The organism is Citrobacter sp. wls718 (genome assembly GCF_005280945.1).
Classification (GTDB): Bacteria; Pseudomonadota; Gammaproteobacteria; order Enterobacterales; family Enterobacteriaceae; genus Citrobacter; species Citrobacter gillenii.
Window position 1 is genome coordinate 22,348 of record NZ_SZWV01000052.1, and the last position, 20,866, is coordinate 43,213.

At 54.7% G+C, this 20,866-nt stretch carries 18 protein-coding genes; 13 read left to right on the forward strand and 5 right to left on the reverse strand.

The annotated features are described in order from the left end of the window. The 3 genes from recO to acpS all read left to right on the forward strand — a co-directional run. Window positions 1–604: DNA repair protein RecO (gene recO, locus FDW95_RS10035; RefSeq protein WP_249359021.1), on the forward strand; the 604-nt coding region annotated here is incomplete at its 5' end. An 11-nt stretch (window positions 605–615) separates the two neighbouring features. Next, window positions 616–1,347: a pyridoxine 5'-phosphate synthase gene (gene pdxJ / locus FDW95_RS10040; protein WP_115257752.1), complete on the forward strand. Its 732-nt coding sequence runs from the start codon at window positions 616–618 to the stop codon at window positions 1,345–1,347. Further along, complete coding sequence (gene acpS, locus FDW95_RS10045; protein WP_115257753.1) at window positions 1,347–1,727, forward strand: holo-ACP synthase; 381 nt, start codon at window positions 1,347–1,349, stop codon at window positions 1,725–1,727. The genes pdxJ and acpS overlap by 1 nt, the downstream gene beginning before the upstream one ends. On the opposite strand, the gene FDW95_RS10050 is transcribed toward acpS, so the two are convergent. Both FDW95_RS10050 and FDW95_RS10055 read right to left on the reverse strand, forming a co-directional pair. Continuing rightward, entirely contained in the window at window positions 1,724–1,984 is a 261-nt protein-coding gene (locus tag FDW95_RS10050) for a YfhL family 4Fe-4S dicluster ferredoxin (RefSeq protein ID WP_096756130.1), read from the reverse strand. The two genes, acpS and FDW95_RS10050, sit on opposite strands and share 4 nt — an antisense overlap. A gap of 55 nt (window positions 1,985–2,039) precedes the next feature. Further along, window positions 2,040–2,888, reverse strand: a complete 849-nt coding sequence (locus FDW95_RS10055; protein WP_096756131.1) for a MurR/RpiR family transcriptional regulator — start codon at window positions 2,886–2,888, stop codon at window positions 2,040–2,042. A gap of 116 nt (window positions 2,889–3,004) precedes the next feature. On the opposite strand from FDW95_RS10055, the gene murQ reads away from it, so the two are divergent. The 4 genes from murQ to tadA are packed head-to-tail and all read left to right on the forward strand — an operon-like array spanning window position 3,005 to window position 6,465. Further along, window positions 3,005–3,898: an N-acetylmuramic acid 6-phosphate etherase gene (gene murQ / locus FDW95_RS10060; RefSeq protein WP_115257754.1), complete on the forward strand. Its 894-nt coding sequence runs from the start codon at window positions 3,005–3,007 to the stop codon at window positions 3,896–3,898. A gap of 9 nt (window positions 3,899–3,907) precedes the next feature. Further along, entirely contained in the window at window positions 3,908–5,272 is a 1,365-nt protein-coding gene (locus tag FDW95_RS10065) for a PTS transporter subunit EIIC (protein WP_115257755.1), read from the forward strand. A gap of 3 nt (window positions 5,273–5,275) precedes the next feature. Next, entirely contained in the window at window positions 5,276–5,911 is a 636-nt protein-coding gene (gene yfhb, locus FDW95_RS10070) for a phosphatidylglycerophosphatase C (RefSeq protein WP_096756134.1), read from the forward strand. Window positions 5,912–5,928: 17 nt separating this feature from the next. Continuing rightward, window positions 5,929–6,465, forward strand: a complete 537-nt coding sequence (tadA, locus tag FDW95_RS10075; protein WP_096756135.1) for a tRNA adenosine(34) deaminase TadA — start codon at window positions 5,929–5,931, stop codon at window positions 6,463–6,465. Between the two features lie 55 nt (window positions 6,466–6,520). Here tadA and mltF read toward each other — a convergent pair whose 3' ends face one another. Beyond that, the gene (mltF, locus tag FDW95_RS10080; protein WP_115257756.1) at window positions 6,521–8,071 is read right to left on the reverse strand and encodes a membrane-bound lytic murein transglycosylase MltF; all 1,551 of its coding nucleotides are present in this window, start codon (window positions 8,069–8,071) and stop codon (window positions 6,521–6,523) included. 268 nt (window positions 8,072–8,339) lie between these two features. Here mltF and purL point away from each other — a divergent pair, with 268 nt between their 5' ends. The 5 genes from purL (at window position 8,340) to glnB (ending at window position 16,758) form a co-directional block, all read left to right on the forward strand. Then, window positions 8,340–12,227 carry a phosphoribosylformylglycinamidine synthase gene (gene purL / locus FDW95_RS10085; RefSeq protein WP_115257757.1) on the forward strand — a complete coding sequence of 1,296 codons (3,888 nt, stop codon included), beginning with the start codon at window positions 8,340–8,342 and terminating at the stop codon, window positions 12,225–12,227. A 593-nt stretch (window positions 12,228–12,820) separates the two neighbouring features. Further along, window positions 12,821–14,251: a two component system sensor histidine kinase QseE/GlrK gene (qseE, locus tag FDW95_RS10090; protein WP_115257759.1), complete on the forward strand. Its 1,431-nt coding sequence runs from the start codon at window positions 12,821–12,823 to the stop codon at window positions 14,249–14,251. A 22-nt stretch (window positions 14,252–14,273) separates the two neighbouring features. Further along, complete coding sequence (gene qseG / locus FDW95_RS10095; RefSeq protein WP_115259911.1) at window positions 14,274–15,017, forward strand: two-component system QseEF-associated lipoprotein QseG; 744 nt, start codon at window positions 14,274–14,276, stop codon at window positions 15,015–15,017. Further along, window positions 15,017–16,351 (forward strand): two-component system response regulator GlrR, encoded by a 1,335-nt coding sequence (gene glrR / locus FDW95_RS10100; protein ID WP_304571763.1) that lies wholly within the window; start codon window positions 15,017–15,019, stop codon window positions 16,349–16,351. Before qseG ends, glrR begins: the two co-directional genes overlap by 1 nt. 68 nt (window positions 16,352–16,419) lie before the next feature. Further along, window positions 16,420–16,758, forward strand: a complete 339-nt coding sequence (gene glnB, locus FDW95_RS10105; protein ID WP_002438074.1) for a nitrogen regulatory protein P-II — start codon at window positions 16,420–16,422, stop codon at window positions 16,756–16,758. 96 nt (window positions 16,759–16,854) lie between these two features. Here the strand turns inward: glnB and hmpA are convergent, their stop codons facing one another. Beyond that, complete coding sequence (gene hmpA, locus FDW95_RS10110) at window positions 16,855–18,045, reverse strand: NO-inducible flavohemoprotein (RefSeq protein ID WP_115257760.1); 1,191 nt, start codon at window positions 18,043–18,045, stop codon at window positions 16,855–16,857. Between the two features lie 326 nt (window positions 18,046–18,371). On the opposite strand from hmpA, the gene glyA reads away from it, so the two are divergent. Beyond that, window positions 18,372–19,625 (forward strand): serine hydroxymethyltransferase, encoded by a 1,254-nt coding sequence (gene glyA, locus FDW95_RS10115; protein WP_115257762.1) that lies wholly within the window; start codon window positions 18,372–18,374, stop codon window positions 19,623–19,625. Window positions 19,626–19,717: 92 nt separating this feature from the next. Here the strand turns inward: glyA and hcaD are convergent. Continuing rightward, on the reverse strand, window positions 19,718–20,866 hold a 1,149-nt coding region (gene hcaD, locus FDW95_RS10120; RefSeq protein WP_249359023.1), incomplete at its 5' end, for a phenylpropionate dioxygenase ferredoxin reductase subunit.

Here is a 20,866-nt window from a genome sequence, read left to right on the forward strand (position 1 = left end):
ACGCTCCAATCTGAAAGGCGCACTCCAGCCTTTTACCCCATTATTACTTCGCTTTGGTGGACGTGGTGAGGTCAAAACCCTACGTAGCGCTGAAGCCGTCTCTCTGGCACTCCCGCTTAGCGGAATCACGCTGTACAGCGGTCTGTATATCAACGAACTCATTTCTCGCGTGCTTGAGTACGAGACCCGCTTTTCTGAACTCTTTTTCGATTACCTGAACTGTATCCAGGCGTTGGCAGGCACATCCGGTTCACCAGAGCCCGCCCTGCGTCGCTTTGAGCTGGCGTTGCTCGGTCATCTGGGCTACGGCGTGGATTTCGCCCACTGTGCGGGCAGCGGTGAGCCGGTGGACGACACCATGACCTATCGCTATCGGGAAGAAAAAGGGTTTATCGCCAGCATCGTTATTGATAACAACACCTTTACCGGACGCCATCTCAAAGCACTTGCATCGCGTGAATTTCCGGATGCCGATACGTTACGTGCCGCGAAACGCTTTACCCGCATGGCGTTAAAGCCGTATCTTGGTGGTAAGCCGTTAAAAAGCCGGGAACTGTTCCGGCAATTTTTGCCAAAACGCGCAGTAAAAACAAATAATGATTAACGAGGATTGTCATGGCCGAATTACTGTTAGGCGTCAACATTGACCACATTGCCACTTTACGTAACGCACGCGGCACCGCATACCCGGACCCGGTTCAGGCGGCATTTATCGTTGAGCAAGCGGGGGCGGATGGGATCACCGTTCATCTGCGTGAAGACCGTCGTCATATTACTGACAGAGACGTGCGAATTCTGCGTCAAACACTGGATACACGTATGAATCTGGAAATGGCGGTGACGGAAGAGATGCTGGCCATCGCGGTTGAAACCAAGCCGCATTTCTGCTGCCTGGTGCCGGAAAAACGTCAGGAAGTCACCACTGAAGGCGGCTTGGATGTGGCGGGTCAACGCGACAAAATGCGTGATGCCTGCAAGCGTCTGGCGGATGCGGGGATCATGGTCTCGCTGTTTATCGATGCCGATGAAGAACAAATTAAAGCGGCTGCTGATGTTGGCGCGCCGTATATTGAAATTCACACCGGCTGCTATGCTGATGCGAAAACCGATGCTGAACAGGCCAGCGAACTGGCACGTATCGCCAAAGCTGCGACCTTTGCTGCCAGCCTGGGTCTGAAGGTGAACGCCGGCCACGGCCTGACTTACCATAACGTCAAAGCTATTGCGCGGATCCCGGAAATGCACGAGCTGAACATTGGTCATGCGATCATCGGACGTGCGGTGATGAGCGGTCTGAAAGACGCCGTAGTGGAAATGAAACGTCTAATGCTGGAAGCGCGTGGCTAATGGCGATTCTGGGATTAGGCACGGACATCGTGGAGATTGCGCGCATTGAAGCGGTGATCTCCCGTTCCGGCGATCGGCTGGCCAGACGCGTCCTCAGCGACAACGAATGGACCATTTGGGAAACGCATCAGCAGCCGGTGCGTTTTCTGGCGAAGCGTTTTGCGGTAAAAGAGGCGGCGGCAAAAGCCTTTGGCACCGGCATTCGTAATGGGCTGGCATTTAATCAGTTCGAAGTGTTCAACGATGAACTCGGCAAGCCGCGTTTGCGGTTATGGGGAGAGGCGTTAAAACTGGCGGAGAAGCTCGGTGTTATGCATATGCACGTGACGCTGGCCGATGAACGTCACTATGCCTGCGCCACGGTCATTATTGAGAGTTAAAGCTTGTCTGCGTGATGCATTAACACAAACTTATCCCACAGCTGTTCTTCTGTTTCGATATGTGCCGGATCTTTCAAAATAGTATTGGGGATCGGGCACACCTTTTGACAGGTTGGCGTGTCGTAATGACCTACGCATTCCGTACACTTGTCGCTGTTAATCTCGTAAATGCTGTCACCCATTGAAATGGCCTCATTCGGGCATTCGGGTTCGCACATATCGCAATTGATACACTTTTTAGTGATTAACAGGGCCATCAGGAAACTCTCAAAACATCACAAATCGGGCGGGCATTATACGCGCATTCTTTGCTCAAACCAGTTTTTTTACCAGCGCTTCGCTGTGGCGGATCCGCTCCGGGGCATGTTCGAGATCTTGCTGCACCAGCGCCATAAACAGTAAATCAGTCAACATCATTTGCGCATGCGTTGATGAAATTGCGGCACTGCGCGTGGCCTGTTCTTCGGCAATGGTGTACAGGCAACGGGTGGCGCGCTGCTGTAGGGCATTGGGAGTAAAGCCAGTGATGGCGAGGATTTTTGCCCCGGTGCGTAATGTTTCATCCGCGGCCAGATTGAGTTCGCGTCGCTCTCCGCTATACGAAATGGCCAGCAGCAGATCGTTTGAATCCAGCGCCTGTACGGTCGCCAGCAGGGCATGCATATCGCGTTCAACGACCGCATTAAATCCTATCTTCAATAGCTTCCAGGCAAAATTTTGCGCCACCAGGCCCGAGGCGCCAATGCCGGTGAGGATAATGCGCCGGGCTGTGCGCAGCATCGTGACGCTTTCCATTAGTTTGTCTTCGCTATTGACGTCCAGCGTGGCATGCATCGCTGCCACGTTCTCCTTAATTAGCTTCTCACCTACCAGTCGCATAGGATCGTCACCGCGGATCTGATTGTGCACCGGAACCGAATGCGGATTGGGATTGCTGGCCAGCGCTTCGCTGATCGCCAATTTGAGGGCCGGGAAGCCTTTAAAGCCCATTTTCTGCGCGAACTTCACGACGCTGGACTGGCTAACGCCCGCTTCAAAAGCTAGCTGCTGAGAGCTGAGATGACGCACATTATCTGGTTGCGTAAGAAGATAATCCGCAAGCTTTTTATCGCTTTGTGCGAGGTCAGGGTAACGCTGACGAATGCGAATCAAACAGTTCATGCTGTCTCCTGGCGAAAACGTGATGGCGATTACAAAACAACATTTCACTCGCCTGAGTGAATATAATATTCCATTATGACGGATTATTATGAATTAAAAATTCCTAAGGAACAAAAATGAATCTCGGTGCGTTAGTGTCAGAAACCCGCAATCCACAAACGATGGATCTCGATGCGTTATCCACGCTTGAGCTGGTACATCGTTTTAATCAACAGGATACGCTGGTAGCGGAAGCAGTAAAAGCGACACTGTCTGAAGTTGCGCAGGCGGTTGATGCGGCTGCGCAGGCACTTAAAGCAGGCGGGCGGATTATTTACATGGGGGCAGGGACCAGCGGACGTCTCGGCGTGCTGGATGCCTCAGAATGTCCGCCGACTTTTGGTGTACCGCATGGATTAGTGGTTGGGCTGATTGCCGGTGGGCCAGGGGCGTTATTAAAAGCGGTTGAAGGCGCAGAAGATAACTCGCAGCTTGGGGAAGATGACCTGCGGGCGCTGAATCTGACCGCGCAGGATCTGGTTGTCGGTCTGGCGGCATCGGGTCGGACACCGTATGTGATTGGCGGCCTGAAATATGCGCATGCGGTGGGCTGTACGACGGTCGCGATTTCCTGTAATCCGGACTCACCTATTGCCCGCGAAGCGGATATCGCCATCTCCGTGGTGGTTGGTCCGGAGGCGCTGACCGGTTCAACCCGTCTGAAGTCGGGCACCGCGCAGAAACTGGTGCTAAATATGATTTCCACCGGTGCGATGGTGAAGTTTGGCAAGGTGTATCAGAACCTGATGGTGGATATGAAAGCGACCAACGCCAAGCTGGTCGATCGGGCCTGCCGGATGGTGGTGGAAGCTACCGGCATTTCGCGCGAAGACGCTGAAACGTTACTGAAGCAGACCGATTTTGACGTTAAGCCCGCCATTCTGATGGCGCTGACCGGGCTAGACGCGACGGCAGCCAGGGCAAAACTCTCCGCTCACCAGGGTTTTTTACGCGCGGCGTTAGAACACTAAGAGGTACATATGGACAAAACGGCGGCGCTTGCCAGCGATATTCTGCTGGGGGTTGGCGGAGAAAAAAATATTCTGCGCCTGGAAAACTGTATGACCCGCGTCAGGGTAGAAGTCCAGGATGACGACCAACTGGATATTCCCCGGCTGAAGCAGCTGCCCGGCGTCAGCGGCTATGTGAAGCAGGGGGCGCAGCATCAGATTATTGTCGGTCCCGGTAAGGCCGCCAAAGTGGTGGATGCCATGCGTTCTCTGATTGCTGATGACGGCGAACGTCCGCATGCACACGACATTGAACGCACAAAATCTCAGGTGAAAGCGAAGTACAAAGCGCCAATGAGCGATGCGCTGCGTAAACTGGCAAACGTCTTTATTCCGCTGATCCCGGCGTTTATCGCCTCCGGTTTGATTACCGGTATTATCAATATCCTCAAGCGCCCTGATATTGTGGGCGACTTTGCCACCCATTATCCCAATATGCTGGGGCTGTTAGGTATTTTCGGCAGCGCCGTTTTTGCCATCATGAATATTCTGGTGGGGGTGAATACGGCCAAAGTGTTTGGGGGGTCGCTGGCAATGGGCGGCGTAATGGCCGGCATTCTCTCCAGCCCACAGCTAGCGCAAATTACCCTGTTTGGCGAGGCGCTACAGCCCGGGCGTGGCGGGGTGATTGCGGTGCTGCTGGTGGTGGCGTTAATGTGCTGGATAGAGCGCAAATTCCGCGAGGTGTTGCCGGAATCGCTGGAGTTGATCCTTAATCCGTTGCTGACCACCCTGATTACCGGGACGATTGCGATTGTGGCGCTACAACCGCTCGGTGGCTGGATTTCCGAGTCCATTGCCCACGGCGCCTCCTGGGCGATTGATCGCGGCGGTTTCCTGGTCGGCGCGGTGCTGGCGGGAACGTTCCTGCCGCTGGTGCTCACCGGACTCCATCAGGGGCTGGTGCCGATTCACGTGGAACTGGTGCAGGCGCATGGCTATAACGCGCTATTTCCCATCCTGGCGATGGCCGGGGTCGGTCAGATTGGCGCCGCAATTGCTGTTCTGATGAAAACCCGTAACGCACGACTGAAAAAAGTGATCAAAGGCGCGCTGCCGGTCGGGTTACTGGGCATTGGCGAGCCGTTGATTTTTGGCGTAACGCTGCCGCTGGGTAAACCGTTTATCGGCGCTTGCCTCGGTGGTGCGGTCGGTGGGGCGCTGATCAGCTACTGGAAAGTGGCGACGGTTATCACCTTTGGTATCTCGGGATTACCGCTGGCGCTGACGATTGTTGCCGGAAAAGTGATGTTCTATCTGTTAGGCTATCTGGTTGCGGTTATCGCCGGGTTCTTGTTTACCTGGCTATTGGGGTTCAACGATCCAGAGGACTAAGGTTTGACCAATCACGAGCGTCGCGTTGTTTTTTTTGATTTGGACGGTACGTTACACCAGCAGGATATGTTCGGTAGTTTTCTGCGTTATCTGCTGCGCCGCCAACCGTTGAATGCGCTGCTTGTACTGCCGCTGTTACCGATTATCGCGGTGGCGATGTTGATCAAAGGGCGCGCCGCCCGTTGGCCAATGAGTTTGCTCCTGTGGGGATGCACTTTTGGTCGGCGAGAAGCACGCCTTAAAGCCCACCAAGCTGATTTTGTGCGTTGGTTTCGCCATCACGTGACGGCGTTTCCGCTGGTGCAGCAGCGCCTGACCACCTATCTGTTAAGCTCTGATGCGGATATTTGGCTGATCACCGGTTCCCCGCAGTCGCTGGTCGAGCAGGTTTACTTTGACACCCCGTGGCTGCCTCGGGTGAATCTTATCGCCAGTCAAATGGCGCGCGGTTACGGTGGCTGGGTGCTGCCTTTACGCTGCCTTGGCCATGAGAAAGTCACTCAACTGGAACGCCAGATTGGCGCCCCGCTGGCGCTGTATAGCGGCTACAGCGACAGTAAGCAGGACAATCCGCTGCTCTCGTTCTGCCAGCATCGTTGGCGCGTCACGCCGCGTGGAGAGCTGCAGCAACTCGAATAGAGTAAACGATAGCGTCTGTGTATAATGCGCCCGCTTTGATTACTGGAGTTCTGCCTTTGTCTGATGTTGAATTTAGCCACGAATACTGGATGCGTCATGCGTTAACGCTAGCAAAGCGCGCCTGGGATGAGCGTGAGGTTCCGGTAGGCGCGGTTCTGGTGCATAACAATCGTGTAATTGGCGAAGGCTGGAATCGGCCGATTGGTCATCACGATCCCACCGCTCATGCTGAAATCATGGCGCTGCGTCAGGGCGGGCTGGTCCTGCAAAATTACCGTTTACTGGATGCCACACTGTACGTCACCCTTGAGCCATGCGTGATGTGTGCGGGTGCAATGGTACACAGCCGTATCGGTCGGGTGGTATTTGGTGCGCGTGATGCGAAAACGGGGGCCGCGGGTTCGTTAATGGATGTACTGCATCATCCGGGCATGAATCACCGGGTTGAGGTGACAGAAGGCATATTGCGTGATGAATGCGCCACCCTGCTCAGTGACTTCTTCCGTATGCGTCGTCAGGAAATTAAAGCCCTGAAAAAGTCCGCCACGGAGTGATTGCAGCGGTAGGCCGGATAAGGCTTTTAAGCCGCCATCCGGCATGGGTATGCTACTACTTTTCCTCCTTCTTCTGCGGGGAAAACAGCAGTGAAGGGGTGTGCGTCAGATAGTTCGACGAGGTTTGCGAGAGAAACGCTGAGAGCGGAAATTTCTCTTTCCCTAACAACTCTGCGGGCGAAACCGCCGGATAATCTTGCGCCAGTTGCTGCGTTTCGATCGCCTGCTTTTCTTTCTCCTGCAGATATCCCACCAGACTTATCTGATACTTACGGATATTCTCTACGTAGGCATAGGCTTCGTGGCCGCGTGCATAGCCATAGGTCAGTTTTTTGTACCAGGGCTTTTGGCTGAGCAGCGGCAAGCGCTGTTTTACGTCGGCCCAACTGTCTGGGTTACCTTTGGTTTTTACCGTTAGCGCGCGGGCATCCAGCATATGCGCATACCCCATATTATAGGCGGCAAGCGCAAACCAGATCCGTTCGCCCTCGGGGACGGTATCCGGAACTTTACTCATCATATCTTGCAGATAGCGAGCGCCCCCGCTGATGCTTTGCTCGGCGTCGGTTCGGTCCGTTAATCCCAGACTCTGGGCGGTATTTTTGGTCAGCATCATCAGACCACGTACGCCGGTCGGCGAGGTGGCCTGCGCATCCCAGTGCGATTCCTGATAAGAGATGGCCGCCAGCAATCGCCAGTCTATCTCTTGCGCATATTTCTCAAACAGCGGCTTGAGATCAGGCAATACGCTGTCGACCGCCCGTAAAAACGTGCGGGTATCAACATAGTCAAAATCATTGCCATGCCCGAGATATTTTTCTTCCAGCCGCGCCAGTAACCCGTCTTCATTGATGGTGTTAAAGAAATCCAGCAGGGCAGCGGAAAGTGTATTGTCATCGTCCAGCGGGCTAAACCAGGTCACCGGTTGTTCGTCAGAGACATCCAGTGCGACGGCCAGTTCAGGGTGTACGCGCTGATACAGACTTATCGCTACGGAATCGGCAATGGTGTAGTCCAGCTTGCCGTTGATGACATCATCGAGCAGTTCCGTGGTGCCCTTTTTATCATCGATCTTCCAGCTCAGCTCAGGAAATTTTGTTTCTTTCAGGTGTTGCAGGTTATTCACCACCACGTGCCCGGGGGCGATAGTCAACTGTTTATCTGTCACGTTGGCCAGGGTGCGTGGACGATATTGCCCGACCCGATACACCAGTTGCTGGGAAACCGAGTAGTAGGTGGGGCCTGGCTGGTAATTTTTGACCCGTTCGCTGTTATAGACCAGACCGGCGGCGAGCAGATCGGCCTTGCCGTTGTCGAGGTCGTCAAAAAGCTGGCTGATATTCTGGCGCACGGTGATTTTTAACTTCACGCCTAAATAATGGGCGAACTGTTGGGCCAGCTCATAATCCAGCCCGAAGCGTTTCCCGGTAAGAGTGGAATGCGTTAACGGAGAGTCAATGGTACTGACGCGCAGCTCTCCCCGCGATTGAATGGCGGCGATACGATTGTCGGCTTTACCGAACCAAGGAATGGATGGCCACAAGGCCGCTGCCAGCAGCAACGTCAAAATGCCGATAAACAGATAATTAATCTTTAATTTTTTCAATTAGTTAATTCTCTGAACCGTGCGTTGTTTCAGCCTGCTATGCTCGCGATTAAGAAGTGAATTCATCATCAATGAGCGGCATTTTGCTTAAACTTGCGTCAGTTGGCAACTCCTTCAGCAGGGGGGCAGCATTTGAGGATAACTGACGGTTGTGATTTTATTTCGACGCAAACGGTTTCGTCGGCGCGGCAGATTCTTTATAATGACGCCCGTTTCCCCCCTTGCGCACACTTATAAGCGCCTCAGGCGCTTCGAAGACGAGAGACTTATGATGGAAATTCTGCGTGGTTCGCCTGCACTGTCTGCATTCCGTATTAACAAATTGCTGGCGCGTTTTCAGGCGGCCAATCTTCAGGTTCACACTATTTACGCCGAGTATGTCCATTTTGCTGACCTGAATGCCCCGTTAAACGAGGATGAGCATGCGCAACTTGCACGCTTGTTGCAATACGGTCCGAGTCTCAGCAGCCACGTCCCTGAAGGCAAGCTGCTGCTGGTTACGCCTCGCCCGGGAATCATCTCCCCCTGGTCTTCTAAAGCGACTGATATTGCCCATAACTGCGGCTTGCAACAGATTAGCCGTCTGGAACGTGGCGTTGCCTACTATGTTGAAGCCTCCACGCTAAGCGCTGAACAGTGGCAGGAAGTGGCTGCCGTGTTACACGACCGCATGATGGAAACGGTTTTCTCTGCGCTGGACGATGCACAAGCGTTGTTTGCTCATCACCAACCGGCGCCGGTTTCTAGCGTTGACCTGCTGGGTACAGGTCGCCAGGCGCTGATCGACGCGAACCTGCGTTTGGGTCTGGCGCTGGCAGACGATGAAATCGACTATTTACAGGATGCGTTTATCAAACTGGGACGCAACCCGAACGACATCGAGCTGTACATGTTTGCGCAGGCCAACTCTGAGCACTGCCGCCATAAAATTTTTAACGCCGACTGGGTAATCGACGGTAAACCGCAGCCGAAGTCGCTGTTCAAGATGATTAAAAACACCTTCGAAACCACGCCGGATCACGTATTGTCTGCCTATAAAGACAACGCGGCAGTGATGGAAGGCTCTGAGGTCGGGCGCTACTTCGCCGACCATCAAACCGGTCGTTATGATTTCCATCAGGAGCCTGCGCATATCCTGATGAAGGTCGAAACCCACAACCACCCGACTGCTATCTCTCCATGGCCGGGCGCAGCAACTGGCTCCGGCGGAGAAATCCGCGACGAGGGTGCGACCGGGCGTGGCGCGAAGCCGAAAGCTGGGCTGGTGGGTTTCTCCGTGTCCAACCTGCGTATTCCGGGCTTTGAACAGCCGTGGGAAGAAGATTTCGGCAAGCCGGATCGGATCGTTACCGCACTGGATATCATGACTGACGGCCCGCTGGGCGGCGCGGCGTTTAACAACGAATTCGGTCGCCCGGCGTTGACCGGCTATTTCCGTACCTATGAAGAAAAAGTGAATAGCCACAACGGTGAAGAGCTGCGCGGCTATCACAAACCCATCATGCTGGCCGGTGGGATCGGCAACATTCGCGCCGATCACGTGCAGAAAGGCGAGATCGTCGTCGGTGCGAAACTGATCGTCCTCGGTGGTCCGGCAATGAACATCGGGCTTGGCGGCGGGGCGGCGTCTTCAATGGCCTCCGGCCAGTCCGATGCCGATCTGGATTTTGCTTCCGTACAGCGCGACAACCCAGAAATGGAACGTCGTTGTCAGGAAGTGATCGACCGCTGCTGGCAGATGGGGGATGCGAACCCGATTCTGTTCATCCACGACGTGGGTGCGGGCGGTCTGTCTAATGCGATGCCTGAGCTGGTCAGTGACGGTGGACGCGGCGGTAAGTTTGAGCTGCGCGATATCTTAAGTGATGAGCCAGGCATGAGTCCGCTGGAGATCTGGTGTAACGAATCTCAGGAGCGTTACGTCCTGGCGGTTGCTGCAGATCAGTTGCCCCTGTTTGACGAACTGTGTAAGCGCGAGCGCGCACCGTATGCGGTAATCGGTGAGGCCACCGAAGAGCAGCATCTTTCGATGAATGACCGTCATTTCGATAATCAGCCGATCGATCTGCCGCTCGATGTGCTGCTGGGCAAAACACCAAAAATGACCCGCGATGTGCAAACGCTGAAAGCGAAGGGCGAGCAGCTTGCGCGTGAGCAGATTACGCTGGCCGATGCGGTCAACCGCGTGCTGCACCTGCCTGCCGTCGCAGAAAAAACGTTCCTCGTAACCATCGGCGACCGTACCGTCACCGGCATGGTAGCGCGCGACCAAATGGTCGGGCCGTGGCAGATCCCGGTGGCGAACTGCGCAGTGACCACCGCCAGCCTGGATAGCTATTATGGTGAAGCGATGTCTCTCGGTGAGCGTGCGCCGGTTGCGCTGCTGGACTTCTCTGCCTCTGCCCGTCTGGCAGTGGGGGAAGCGCTGACCAACATTGCGGCGACGCAGATTGGCGATATCAAACGTATCAAGCTCTCCGCAAACTGGATGGCGGCAGCAGGCCACCCTGGCGAAGATGCTGGGTTGTACGAAGCGGTCAAAGCGGTAGGGGAAGAGCTATGCCCGGCGCTTGGCCTGACTATCCCGGTGGGTAAAGACTCCATGTCGATGAAAACCCGCTGGCAGGAAGGCAACGAACAGCGTGAAATGACCTCGCCGCTGTCGCTGGTGATCACCGCGTTTGCCCGTGTGGAAGATGTCCGTCACACCATCACCCCTGAACTCTCAACCGAAGACAACGCCCTGCTGCTGATTGACCTCGGTCTGGGTCATAACGCGTTGGGTGCGACTGCACTGGCGCAGGTCTATCGCCAACTGGGCGACAAACCGGCGGATGTCCGCAACGTTGCGCAGTTGAAAGGCTTCTATGATGCCATGCAGGCGCTGGTTGCTGCGCGTAAGCTGTTGGCCTACCACGACCGTTCTGACGGTGGTCTGCTGGTGACGCTGGCGGAAATGGCCTTTACCGGTCACTGCGGTATTCAAGCGGATATCAGCACGCTCGGCGATGACCGCCTGGCGGCACTGTTTAACGAAGAGTTAGGTGCGGTGATTCAGGTTCGCGCGGCGGATCGTGAGGCGGTAGAAGCGCTGCTGGCACAGCATGGCCTCGGCGACTGCGTTCACTATGTTGGCCAGGCTGAAGCCAGCGACCGTTTTGTGATTACTGCCAACGGTCAGACGGTGTTCAGCGAAAGCCGCTCCACGCTTCGTATGTGGTGGGCAGAAACCACCTGGCAGATGCAGCGTCTGCGCGACAACCCGGAATGTGCCGATCAGGAACATAATGCCAAAGCCAACGATACCGATCCCGGTCTTAACGTAAAACTGTCGTTTGATATCAACGAAGACGTTGCAGCCCCGTACATCGCCACCGGCGCACGCCCCAAAGTGGCCGTGCTGCGCGAGCAGGGCGTTAACTCTCACGTTGAAATGGCTGCGGCGTTCCACCGTGCTGGCTTTGACGCCATCGACGTTCACATGAGCGATCTGCTGGGCGGGCGCATTGGTCTGGGGAATTTCCAGGCGCTGGTGGCCTGTGGTGGCTTCTCTTACGGTGACGTATTAGGTGCCGGTGAAGGTTGGGCGAAATCCATTCTGTTCAACAACCGCGTGCGTGATGAGTTTGAAACCTTCTTCCATCGCCCGCAGACGCTGGCGCTCGGGGTGTGTAACGGCTGTCAGATGATGTCTAATCTGCGTGAACTGATCCCGGGTAGCGACCTGTGGCCACGTTTTGTGCGTAACCACTCCGATCGCTTTGAAGCGCGCTTTAGCCTGGTAGAAGTAACGCAAAGCCCGTCGCTGCTGCTGCAGGGTATGGTGGGTTCCATGATGCCGATTGCCGTTTCTCACGGTGAAGGGCGTGTGGAAGTTCGTGATGATGCGCATTTGGCGGCACTGGAAAGCAAAGGTTTGGTGGCGCTACGTTTCGTCGACAACTTTGGTAAAGTCACCGAAACCTATCCGGCTAACCCGAACGGCTCGCCAAACGGGATCACGGCGGTGACCACCGAAAATGGCCGCGTAACGATCATGATGCCACATCCGGAACGTGTGTTCCGCACGGTGAGCAACTCCTGGCACCCGGAAAACTGGGGCGAGGACAGCCCGTGGATGCGCATCTTCCGTAACGCGCGTAAACAACTCGGCTAACACGACCGTGTGATGTTCAAGGCCCCTCCACGTGAGGGGCTTTTTTTATGTTGTAGGTCGGATAAGGCGTTTACGCCGTCATCCGGCAATAAACTCAGTGTTTGCGCCGCAAAATTAAAGTGTCGGGAATTCCCGACATCGAGGGTAGGGTGGTGTCGTCAAAAAGAGACATTTAATTAATTGATTTATAAGTGTTTTGTTTTTAAGTGCGACAGTTGTTGCTAATTAGCGACACATGGCGCAAAAAACAGCCAAAACCATTCATCGATTAAATGAATATATTTTGTATATTTATCATTGTGTTAATATAATGTTTTGAATATTGGCACGCTTGCTGCATAATACTAAGCAGTGGCTCATTCACCTTCTTATGTCAGCCCCTTCGGGACGCGCTACATAAACTTCGAATGACGCACAACAAGGTGCCTGCCGTCCAACTTCTGATATTTGCCTTGCGCATATCAAACTCCGGGCGAAACGTCGAGTTAGGCACCGCCTTATTCCATAACAAAGCCGGGTCATTCCCGGCTTTGTTGTATCTGGCGTTCCCCTCAGTTAGCATCGTCCTATCCCTTTTCGTTGAGAGTAACGCTTTGAAGCGCTGGTCTGTTTTCCCCCGGTCTTTACGTCAGTTGGTTACGCTGGCATTTTTGCTGATCCTGCTGCCTCTGTTAGTTCTGGCCTGGCAGGCATGGCAAAGTCTGAATGCCCTAAGCGCCCAGGCGGCGCTAACCAACCGCACCACGCTGATTGACGCCCGGCGGAGTGAGGCGATGACTAACGCGGCACTGGAGATGGAACGCAGCTATCGGCAATACTGCGTGCTGGATGACCCGACACTGGCGAAGGTTTATCAGGGGCAGCGTAAACGTTACAGCGATATGCTGGATGCCCATGCGGGTGTGTTGCCTGACGTCAAACTCTATCAGGCGCTTCGCCAGGATCTGAACGATCTCGCGCAGTTGCAGTGTCAAAACAGCGGCCCCGACAGTGTGGCTGCTGCACGTCTTGAGGCTTTTGCCAATGCCAATACCGAGATGGTGCAGGCCACGCGAACCGTGGTCTTCTCGCGCGGCCAGCAGCTGCAACAAGAAATTGCTGAACGTGGTCAGTTCTTTGGTTGGCAGGCGCTGGTACTGTTTCTCGTTAGCCTGGCGATGGTGCTGTTGTTCACGCGGATGATCATCGGTCCGGTAAAAGCCATTGAACGAATGATCAACCGTCTGGGGGAAGGCCGCTCGCTGGGCGATACCGTATCGTTTACCGGTCCGCGAGAGCTGCGATCGGTGGGGCAGCGTATTATCTGGCTGAGTGAGCGCCTGTCGTGGCTTGAATCTCAGCGGCATCAATTTTTACGCCATCTTTCACATGAACTCAAAACGCCGCTGGCGAGTATGCGTGAGGGAACCGAACTGCTGGCCGATCAGGTCGTTGGCCCACTGACGCCGGAACAAAAAGAAGTTGTCGGCATTTTGGATGACAGCAGCCGCAATCTGCAAAAACTGATTGAGCAACTGCTTGATTACAACCGCAAGCTGGCCGATGACGCGATTCAACTGGAAAGGGTTGAAATCGCGCCGCTCGTGGAGAGAGTGGTTTCTGCACATAGTCTGCCCGCGCGCGCCAAAATGATACATACTGATGTGGCGCTGGCAGAAAGCGCCTGTCTGGCAGAGCCGGTGCTGTTAATGAGCGTGCTGGACAATCTTTATTCCAATGCGGTGCACTATGGTGCTGAATCCGGTACCATTTGCATCCGCAGCAGCTTGCATGGTGCGACGGTGTACATTGACGTAATGAATACCGGCGAGCCGATTCCGCCAGCAGAAAAGACCATGATCTTCGAGCCTTTTTTCCAGGGAAGCCATCAGCGAAAAGGGGCGGTAAAAGGAAGCGGATTAGGACTCAGTATCGCCAGAGATTGCATCCGCCGTATGCGGGGGGAGCTGTACCTGGTCGACGATTATGCGCAAGGCGTTTGTTTTCGCATCGAACTGCCGCTATCTGCAATGAAAAACCATTAAAATGAATCTAAGTCTGGTGAGTATGCCACACGTTGTTGTCCGAATGCTTAAACGACATTTTTTCCGCCGCGCATTATTGCTAAGCTTGCCGTGCCTGGCGCTGGTGGGGTGTGTGCCGAACGCGGTGGATCATATTATCGGCGATCCTTCACAGGAGAAAATTCCGCCCCATCAGTTGGCGGATTACCTTTCAACCGAGTGCGCAGATATCTGGTCACTGCAGGGGCAGTCTACGGACAGCAATCCGTTGTACTGGCTGCGCGCCATGGACTGTGCTGACCGCCTGATGCCGGTTCAAGCCCGTAGTGAAGCCAGTACCCAGCTCACTGACACCTGGCAGGGCGCGTTTAAGCGCGGGATCCTGCTCGCCAGTGCCAATATCACACCGCCGGAAAGACGAGATGTGGTGACGCGACTTGATGCGCTCAGTCCGCAAATTCCGGCGCAGGTACGGCCGCTGTATCAGGTCTGGTTTAGCGACCAAACTCTGCAGTTACAGTTGGCTGAAGAGCGCATGCGCTACAGCAAACTTCAACAGTCGTCAGACAGCGATCTTGATACGCTGCGTCAGCAGCAACAGCATTTGCAGACGCAGCTCGATCTCACTACCCGCAAACTGGAAAATCTGACCGATATTGAGCGTCAGCTTTCCACGCGCAAGCCTGCCGGCAGTTACAATCCTGATGCGCTGCACGGGAATGAAAAACTCTCCACACCTGACGATGCCGGGGGCACCGGGTCCTCGAGCGAGGAGGTAACGCCATGATAAGCCGTAAACCCGCACATTTGCTGCTGGTCGATGACGATCCGGGATTGTTGAAGTTACTCGGCATGCGTTTAACCAGTGAAGGCTACAGCGTCGTGACGGCGGAAAGCGGGCAGGAAGGGTTACGGGTGCTTAACCGTGAAAAGGTGGATCTGGTCATCAGCGATCTGCGCATGGATGAAATGGACGGCATGCAGTTGTTTACCGAAATCCAGAAAGTCCAGCCGGGTATGCCGGTTATTATCCTGACCGCGCATGGTTCAATTCCGGATGCGGTAGCTGCAACTCAGCAGGGCGTATTTAGTTTTCTGACCAAACCGGTCGATAAAGACGCGTTATACAACGCCATTGACGGGGCGCTGGAACAATCTGCCCCGGCGACCGATGACGGCTGGCGCGAATCGGTTGTCACCCGCAGCCCGTTGATGCTGCGTCTGTTAGAGCAGGCGCGTATGGTGGCGCAATCGGACGTCAGCGTGCTGATTAACGGCCAAAGCGGTACCGGCAAAGAAATTTTTGCCCAGGCTATCCATAACGCCAGCCCGCGCGGCAGCAAACCTTTTATTGCGATTAACTGCGGCGCGTTGCCGGAACAATTGCTCGAGTCCGAGCTGTTTGGTCATGCGCGTGGCGCGTTTACCGGGGCGGTGAGCAATCGTGAGGGGCTATTTCAGGCCGCCGAGGGCGGGACGCTGTTTCTTGATGAGATAGGCGATATGCCCGCGCCATTGCAGGTGAAATTGCTGCGTGTGTTGCAGGAGCGTAAAGTTCGCCCCCTTGGCAGCAACCGTGATATCGACATTGACGTGCGGATTGTCTCCGCAACGCACCGCGACTTACCCAAAGCGATGGCGCGGGGCGAATTCCGTGAGGATCTCTACTACCGCCTTAACGTGGTGAGCCTGAAGATCCCGCCGCTGGCTGAACGTACGGAAGACATTCCCCTGCTGGCGAACCATCTGCTGCGTCAGTCCGCCGAACGGCACAAACCGTTTGTGCGCGCATTCTCGACTGATGCCATGAAGCGTTTAATGACCGCCAGCTGGCCGGGCAACGTGCGTCAACTGGTCAACGTTATCGAACAATGCGTGGCGCTCACCTCATCGCCAGTGATCAGTGACGCGCTGGTGGAGCAGGCGCTGGAAGGTGAAAATACCGCCTTGCCAACCTTTGTTGAAGCGCGTAACCAGTTTGAACTGAACTACCTGCGTAAGCTGCTGCAAATAACCAAAGGCAACGTGACCCACGCAGCGCGAATGGCGGGGCGCAACCGCACCGAATTCTATAAATTGCTTTCTCGACATGAGCTGGATGCAAACGACTTTAAAGAGTAGCACCGTAAATACGACTGATTTATGATACGGTGAGCAGCCGGTTACGCGATAAAAACGACAGGAAAACCATGAAAAAGATTGATGCGATTATTAAACCCTTCAAGCTCGACGACGTCCGCGAAGCGCTGGCAGAAGTGGGCATTACCGGTATGACCGTAACGGAAGTGAAAGGCTTTGGCCGTCAGAAGGGCCATACCGAGCTGTACCGTGGTGCGGAGTACATGGTGGATTTTCTGCCGAAGGTAAAAATTGAAATTGTGGTTACCGACGACATCGTGGATACCTGTGTCGATACCATTATTCGCACGGCTCAAACGGGTAAAATTGGCGACGGTAAGATTTTTGTCTTTGACGTGGCACGCGTGGTGCGTATCCGTACTGGCGAAGAAGACGACGCAGCAATTTAAGCCGCGCCGTGCTTGTCGGATGGCGGTGTAAACACCTTATCAGGCCTACAAAATCCCGTAGGCCTGATAAGCGCAGCGCCATCAGGCATGACGTAATTACAGGACTTTATGCGGACCGAAGCATTCGTAATGAATATTCTCGTTCTTCACACCCAGACCGATCAGCTGCTTCGCGGCAAACTGCATAAAGCCGACCGGACCGCACAGATAAAACTGCATCGCCGGATCGCTGATTGCACCTTCCAGTTTATTCAGATCCATCAGGCCCACGCTGTCATACGCGCCTTTTTCACGGTCTGCTTCATTCGGTTCACGATACCAGGTGTGGGCACTAAAGCGCGGCAGTGAGTTGCCCAGCTCATTCACTTCATCAGCAAAGGCATGCACATCGCCGTTTTCTGCCGCGTGGAACCAGTTTACCTGCGCCGTGTGTCCGGCTTTCGCCAGTGTATCCAGCATTGCCAGCATCGGGGTCTGACCAACGCCTGCGGAAATCAGCGACACCGGAGTATCGGTGGCGACATCCATAAAGAAATCGCCTGCCGGTGCGGCTAAATGAACGATGTCACCGACTTTCGCATGGTTATGCAGCCAGCTTGAAACCTGACCGCCGTCTTCACGCTTAACTGCAATGCGGTAGCCCTTGCCATCCGGTTTGCGGGTCAGAGAGTACTGACGAATTTCCTGATGCGGGAAACCTTCCGGCTTAAGCCAGACGCCCAGATACTGGCCCGGATGGTATTCAGCCACCGCACCGCCGTCGACGGGTTCAAATTCAAAGCTGGTAATTAATGCGCTACGCGGCGTTTTTGCCACAATGCGGAAGGGACGGGTACCTTCCCAGCCGCCATTTTTGTTGGCGTTCTCACTGTAAATCTGCGCTTCGCGGTTGATGAAGACGTTAGCCAGCACGCCATACGCTTTACCCCACGCGTCCAGCACTTCTTGCCCTGGGCTGAACATCTCGTCCAGCGTTGCCAGCAGGTGACCGCCCACGATGTTGTACTGCTCAGGCTGAATCTGGAAGCTGGTATGCTTCTGGGCAATTTTTTCGACCGCAGGCAACAGCGCCGCCAGGTTGTCGATATTGCTGGCGTAAGCGGCGATAGCGTTAAACAACGCTTCACGCTGATCGCCATTACGCTGGTTACTCATGTTGAAAATTTCTTTGAGTTCTGGGTTATGCGTAAACATGCGATCGTAGAAATGGGCGGTCAGTTTCGGGCCGGTTTCGACCAGCAGGGGAATAGTGGCTTTCACTGTAGCGATGGTTTGTGCGTCAAGCATACGGTCTTCCTTTATCTGAGGCTTTAATGATGTATGTCAAATACATCTTATAAAAAATACCCCTGCATTGTAAATGGTTCTTTGTAACTTTGCGTTGTAAAGGTTACAACTTGAAAAATCTGCATCACAAACCTGAAAAGAAATCCGTTGAAATTTGCCATGTTATTATTCTCCAAAGCCTTGTGTGCTGTGAAGGTAATCGTTTGCGTAAAATCCTTTGTCAAGACCTGTTATCGAAGATTGATTCGGTTATACTGTTGGCCGTCGTCCAACAGGACTGCCTTTTTAGGCCGAAATTCTATTGTTAGCTGAGTCAGGAGATGCGGATGTTAAAGCGTGAAATGAACATTGCCGATTATGATGCCGAACTGTGGCAGGCTATGGAGCAGGAAAAAGTACGTCAGGAAGAGCACATCGAACTGATCGCCTCCGAAAACTACACCAGCCCGCGTGTCATGCAGGCGCAGGGTTCTCAGCTGACCAACAAATACGCTGAAGGTTATCCGGGCAAGCGCTACTACGGCGGTTGCGAGTATGTGGATATCGTTGAACAACTGGCGATTGACCGCGCGAAAGAGCTGTTTGGTGCCGACTACGCTAACGTCCAACCGCACTCGGGTTCTCAGGCTAACTTCGCGGTCTACACTGCGCTGCTGCAGCCGGGCGATACCGTTCTGGGTATGAACCTGGCGCAAGGCGGTCACCTGACTCACGGTTCCCCGGTCAACTTCTCCGGCAAACTGTACAACATCGTCCCTTACGGCATCGATGAATCCGGCAAGATTGACTACGAAGACATGGCTAAGCAGGCTCAGGCCCACAAACCGAAGATGATTATCGGTGGCTTCTCTGCGTACTCCGGTGTGGTTGACTGGGCAAAAATGCGTGAAATCGCTGACAGCATCGGTGCATACCTGTTCGTCGACATGGCACACGTTGCCGGTCTGATTGCTGCAGGCGTATACCCGAACCCGGTTCCGCATGCACACGTTGTTACCACCACGACCCACAAAACCCTGGCGGGTCCGCGCGGCGGCCTGATCCTGGCAAAAGACGGCAGCGAAGAGCTGTACAAAAAACTGAACTCCGCTGTGTTCCCAAGCGCACAGGGCGGCCCGCTGATGCACGTGATCGCGGCAAAAGCTGTGGCGCTGAAAGAAGCGATGGAGCCAGAGTTCAAAGTTTACCAGCAGCAGGTTGCGAAAAACGCCAAAGCGATGGTTGAAGTATTCCTGAACCGCGGCTACAAAGTGGTTTCTGGCGGCACTGAAAACCACCTGTTCCTGCTGGATCTGGTCGACAAAAACTTGACCGGTAAAGAAGCCGATGCGGCGCTGGGCCGTGCGAACATCACGGTTAACAAAAACAGCGTACCGAACGATCCGAAGAGCCCGTTCGTGACCTCCGGTGTCCGTATTGGTTCTCCGGCAGTGACCCGTCGCGGCTTTAAAGAAGCGGAAGTGAAAGAACTGGCTGGCTGGATGTGTGACATTCTGGACAACATCAATGATGAAGCCACTATCGAACGCATTAAAGCCAAAGTGCTGGATATCTGCGCTCGCTTCCCGGTTTACGCATAAGTCATACGGATTGCCGGATGGCGGTGTAAACACCTTATCCGGCCTACATATGAGTTACTTGTAGGCCGGATAAACACAGTGCCATCCGGCAGTTATATCGACTTAAGCGTCACCGTCTCATCAAGTAAAGCCGCTAACAGCGGCTTTTTCTTTGCCTGAATCCACTTGCGCAGCTGCCGCATTTCTCGTCCCTGGTTGAGCGTTACCGCGCCGACTATCACCTCGTTTTGCAGGTTAAACCAGATAGCCTTGCCGTCATCTGGACTGCCGCGAACGACCCACCCATCACTACGCATATCGCCAATAAACTGCAGGTTGTCGCTGAACTGATCGGTCCAGAACCAGGGCGGAGGTAGCGTCGGGAGTGTCAGCCCCAGCATGGCTGCCGCGGCCGTTTGCGCCTGATTATTGGCGTTTTCCCAGCTTTCGCAACGTTGCAGCGTACCGTCTGGCGAACGCTGTACTGCCACATCTCCGGCGGCAAAAATGTTCGGATCGACGGTTCTGCACGACGCATCAATGATAATGCCGTTTGCCACATCAAGACCCGCATCACGGGCAAGCCCGTCGTTGGCGACAATCCCGATACCGTAGATCACGCTATCAACCTGAAGCTGTTCGCCACGTTGCAGCGTGAGGGCGATGCGTTCCCCGCCAGCCACCTGTTCAATCGCATTATTCAGCAGCAAATGTACGCCAGCCTGCTGGTGGCGGGCGGCCAGATAACGGTGTATCGGCGGTGGCGCGTTGCGACCCATCACCGTGGCAGCTAGTTCAATGACGGTGACCTGACAACCGCGCTGCGTGGCGCTGGCAGCCAGCTCAAGTCCGATGGTTCCGGCTCCGACAATAGCGATCGACTGCCCGGGGCTGAGCGCGTCTCGTAGACGCGCTGCATCTCCGGCGTGGCGCAGCGTGAAGCCGCGGTCACCGAGCGTATCCAGTAATGGGAACGGGCGTGCCGCTGCGCCTGTGGCAATCAGTAATTGATCCCACGGGTAGGTCTGTCCGTCAGCCAGTACCAGCGTTTGCGTTTCTCGCCCGAGCGTTTGAACGGTGACGCCCAGATGCAGCTGAACATTATTATCCCGCCACCAGTCTGCGTTCAGCACCGGCTGCAGCTGCGGCACGTCGTCCAACAGCATGGTTTTGGAAAGTGGAGGGCGTTCGTAGGGCAGATGCGGTTCATCGGAAAACAGATGGATCTCGCCGTCAAACCCCTGTTGACGCAGTGCGGCTGG

Excerpts from the sequence above, each read along its gene's own strand:
- pdxJ (WP_115257752.1), top strand. The coding sequence starts at position 616 with ATGGCCGAATTACTGTTAGGCGTCAACATTGACCACATTGCCACTTTA.
- acpS (WP_115257753.1), top strand. The coding sequence starts at position 1,347 with ATGGCGATTCTGGGATTAGGCACGGACATCGTGGAGATTGCGCGCATT.
- FDW95_RS10050 (WP_096756130.1), bottom strand. The coding sequence starts at position 1,984 with ATGGCCCTGTTAATCACTAAAAAGTGTATCAATTGCGATATGTGCGAA.
- FDW95_RS10055 (WP_096756131.1), bottom strand. The coding sequence starts at position 2,888 with ATGAACTGTTTGATTCGCATTCGTCAGCGTTACCCTGACCTCGCACAA.
- murQ (WP_115257754.1), top strand. The coding sequence starts at position 3,005 with ATGAATCTCGGTGCGTTAGTGTCAGAAACCCGCAATCCACAAACGATG.
- FDW95_RS10065 (WP_115257755.1), top strand. The coding sequence starts at position 3,908 with ATGGACAAAACGGCGGCGCTTGCCAGCGATATTCTGCTGGGGGTTGGC.
- purL (WP_115257757.1), top strand. The coding sequence starts at position 8,340 with ATGATGGAAATTCTGCGTGGTTCGCCTGCACTGTCTGCATTCCGTATT.
- qseG (WP_115259911.1), top strand. The coding sequence starts at position 14,274 with ATGCCACACGTTGTTGTCCGAATGCTTAAACGACATTTTTTCCGCCGC.
- glnB (WP_002438074.1), top strand. The coding sequence starts at position 16,420 with ATGAAAAAGATTGATGCGATTATTAAACCCTTCAAGCTCGACGACGTC.
- hmpA (WP_115257760.1), bottom strand. The coding sequence starts at position 18,045 with ATGCTTGACGCACAAACCATCGCTACAGTGAAAGCCACTATTCCCCTG.
- glyA (WP_115257762.1), top strand. The coding sequence starts at position 18,372 with ATGTTAAAGCGTGAAATGAACATTGCCGATTATGATGCCGAACTGTGG.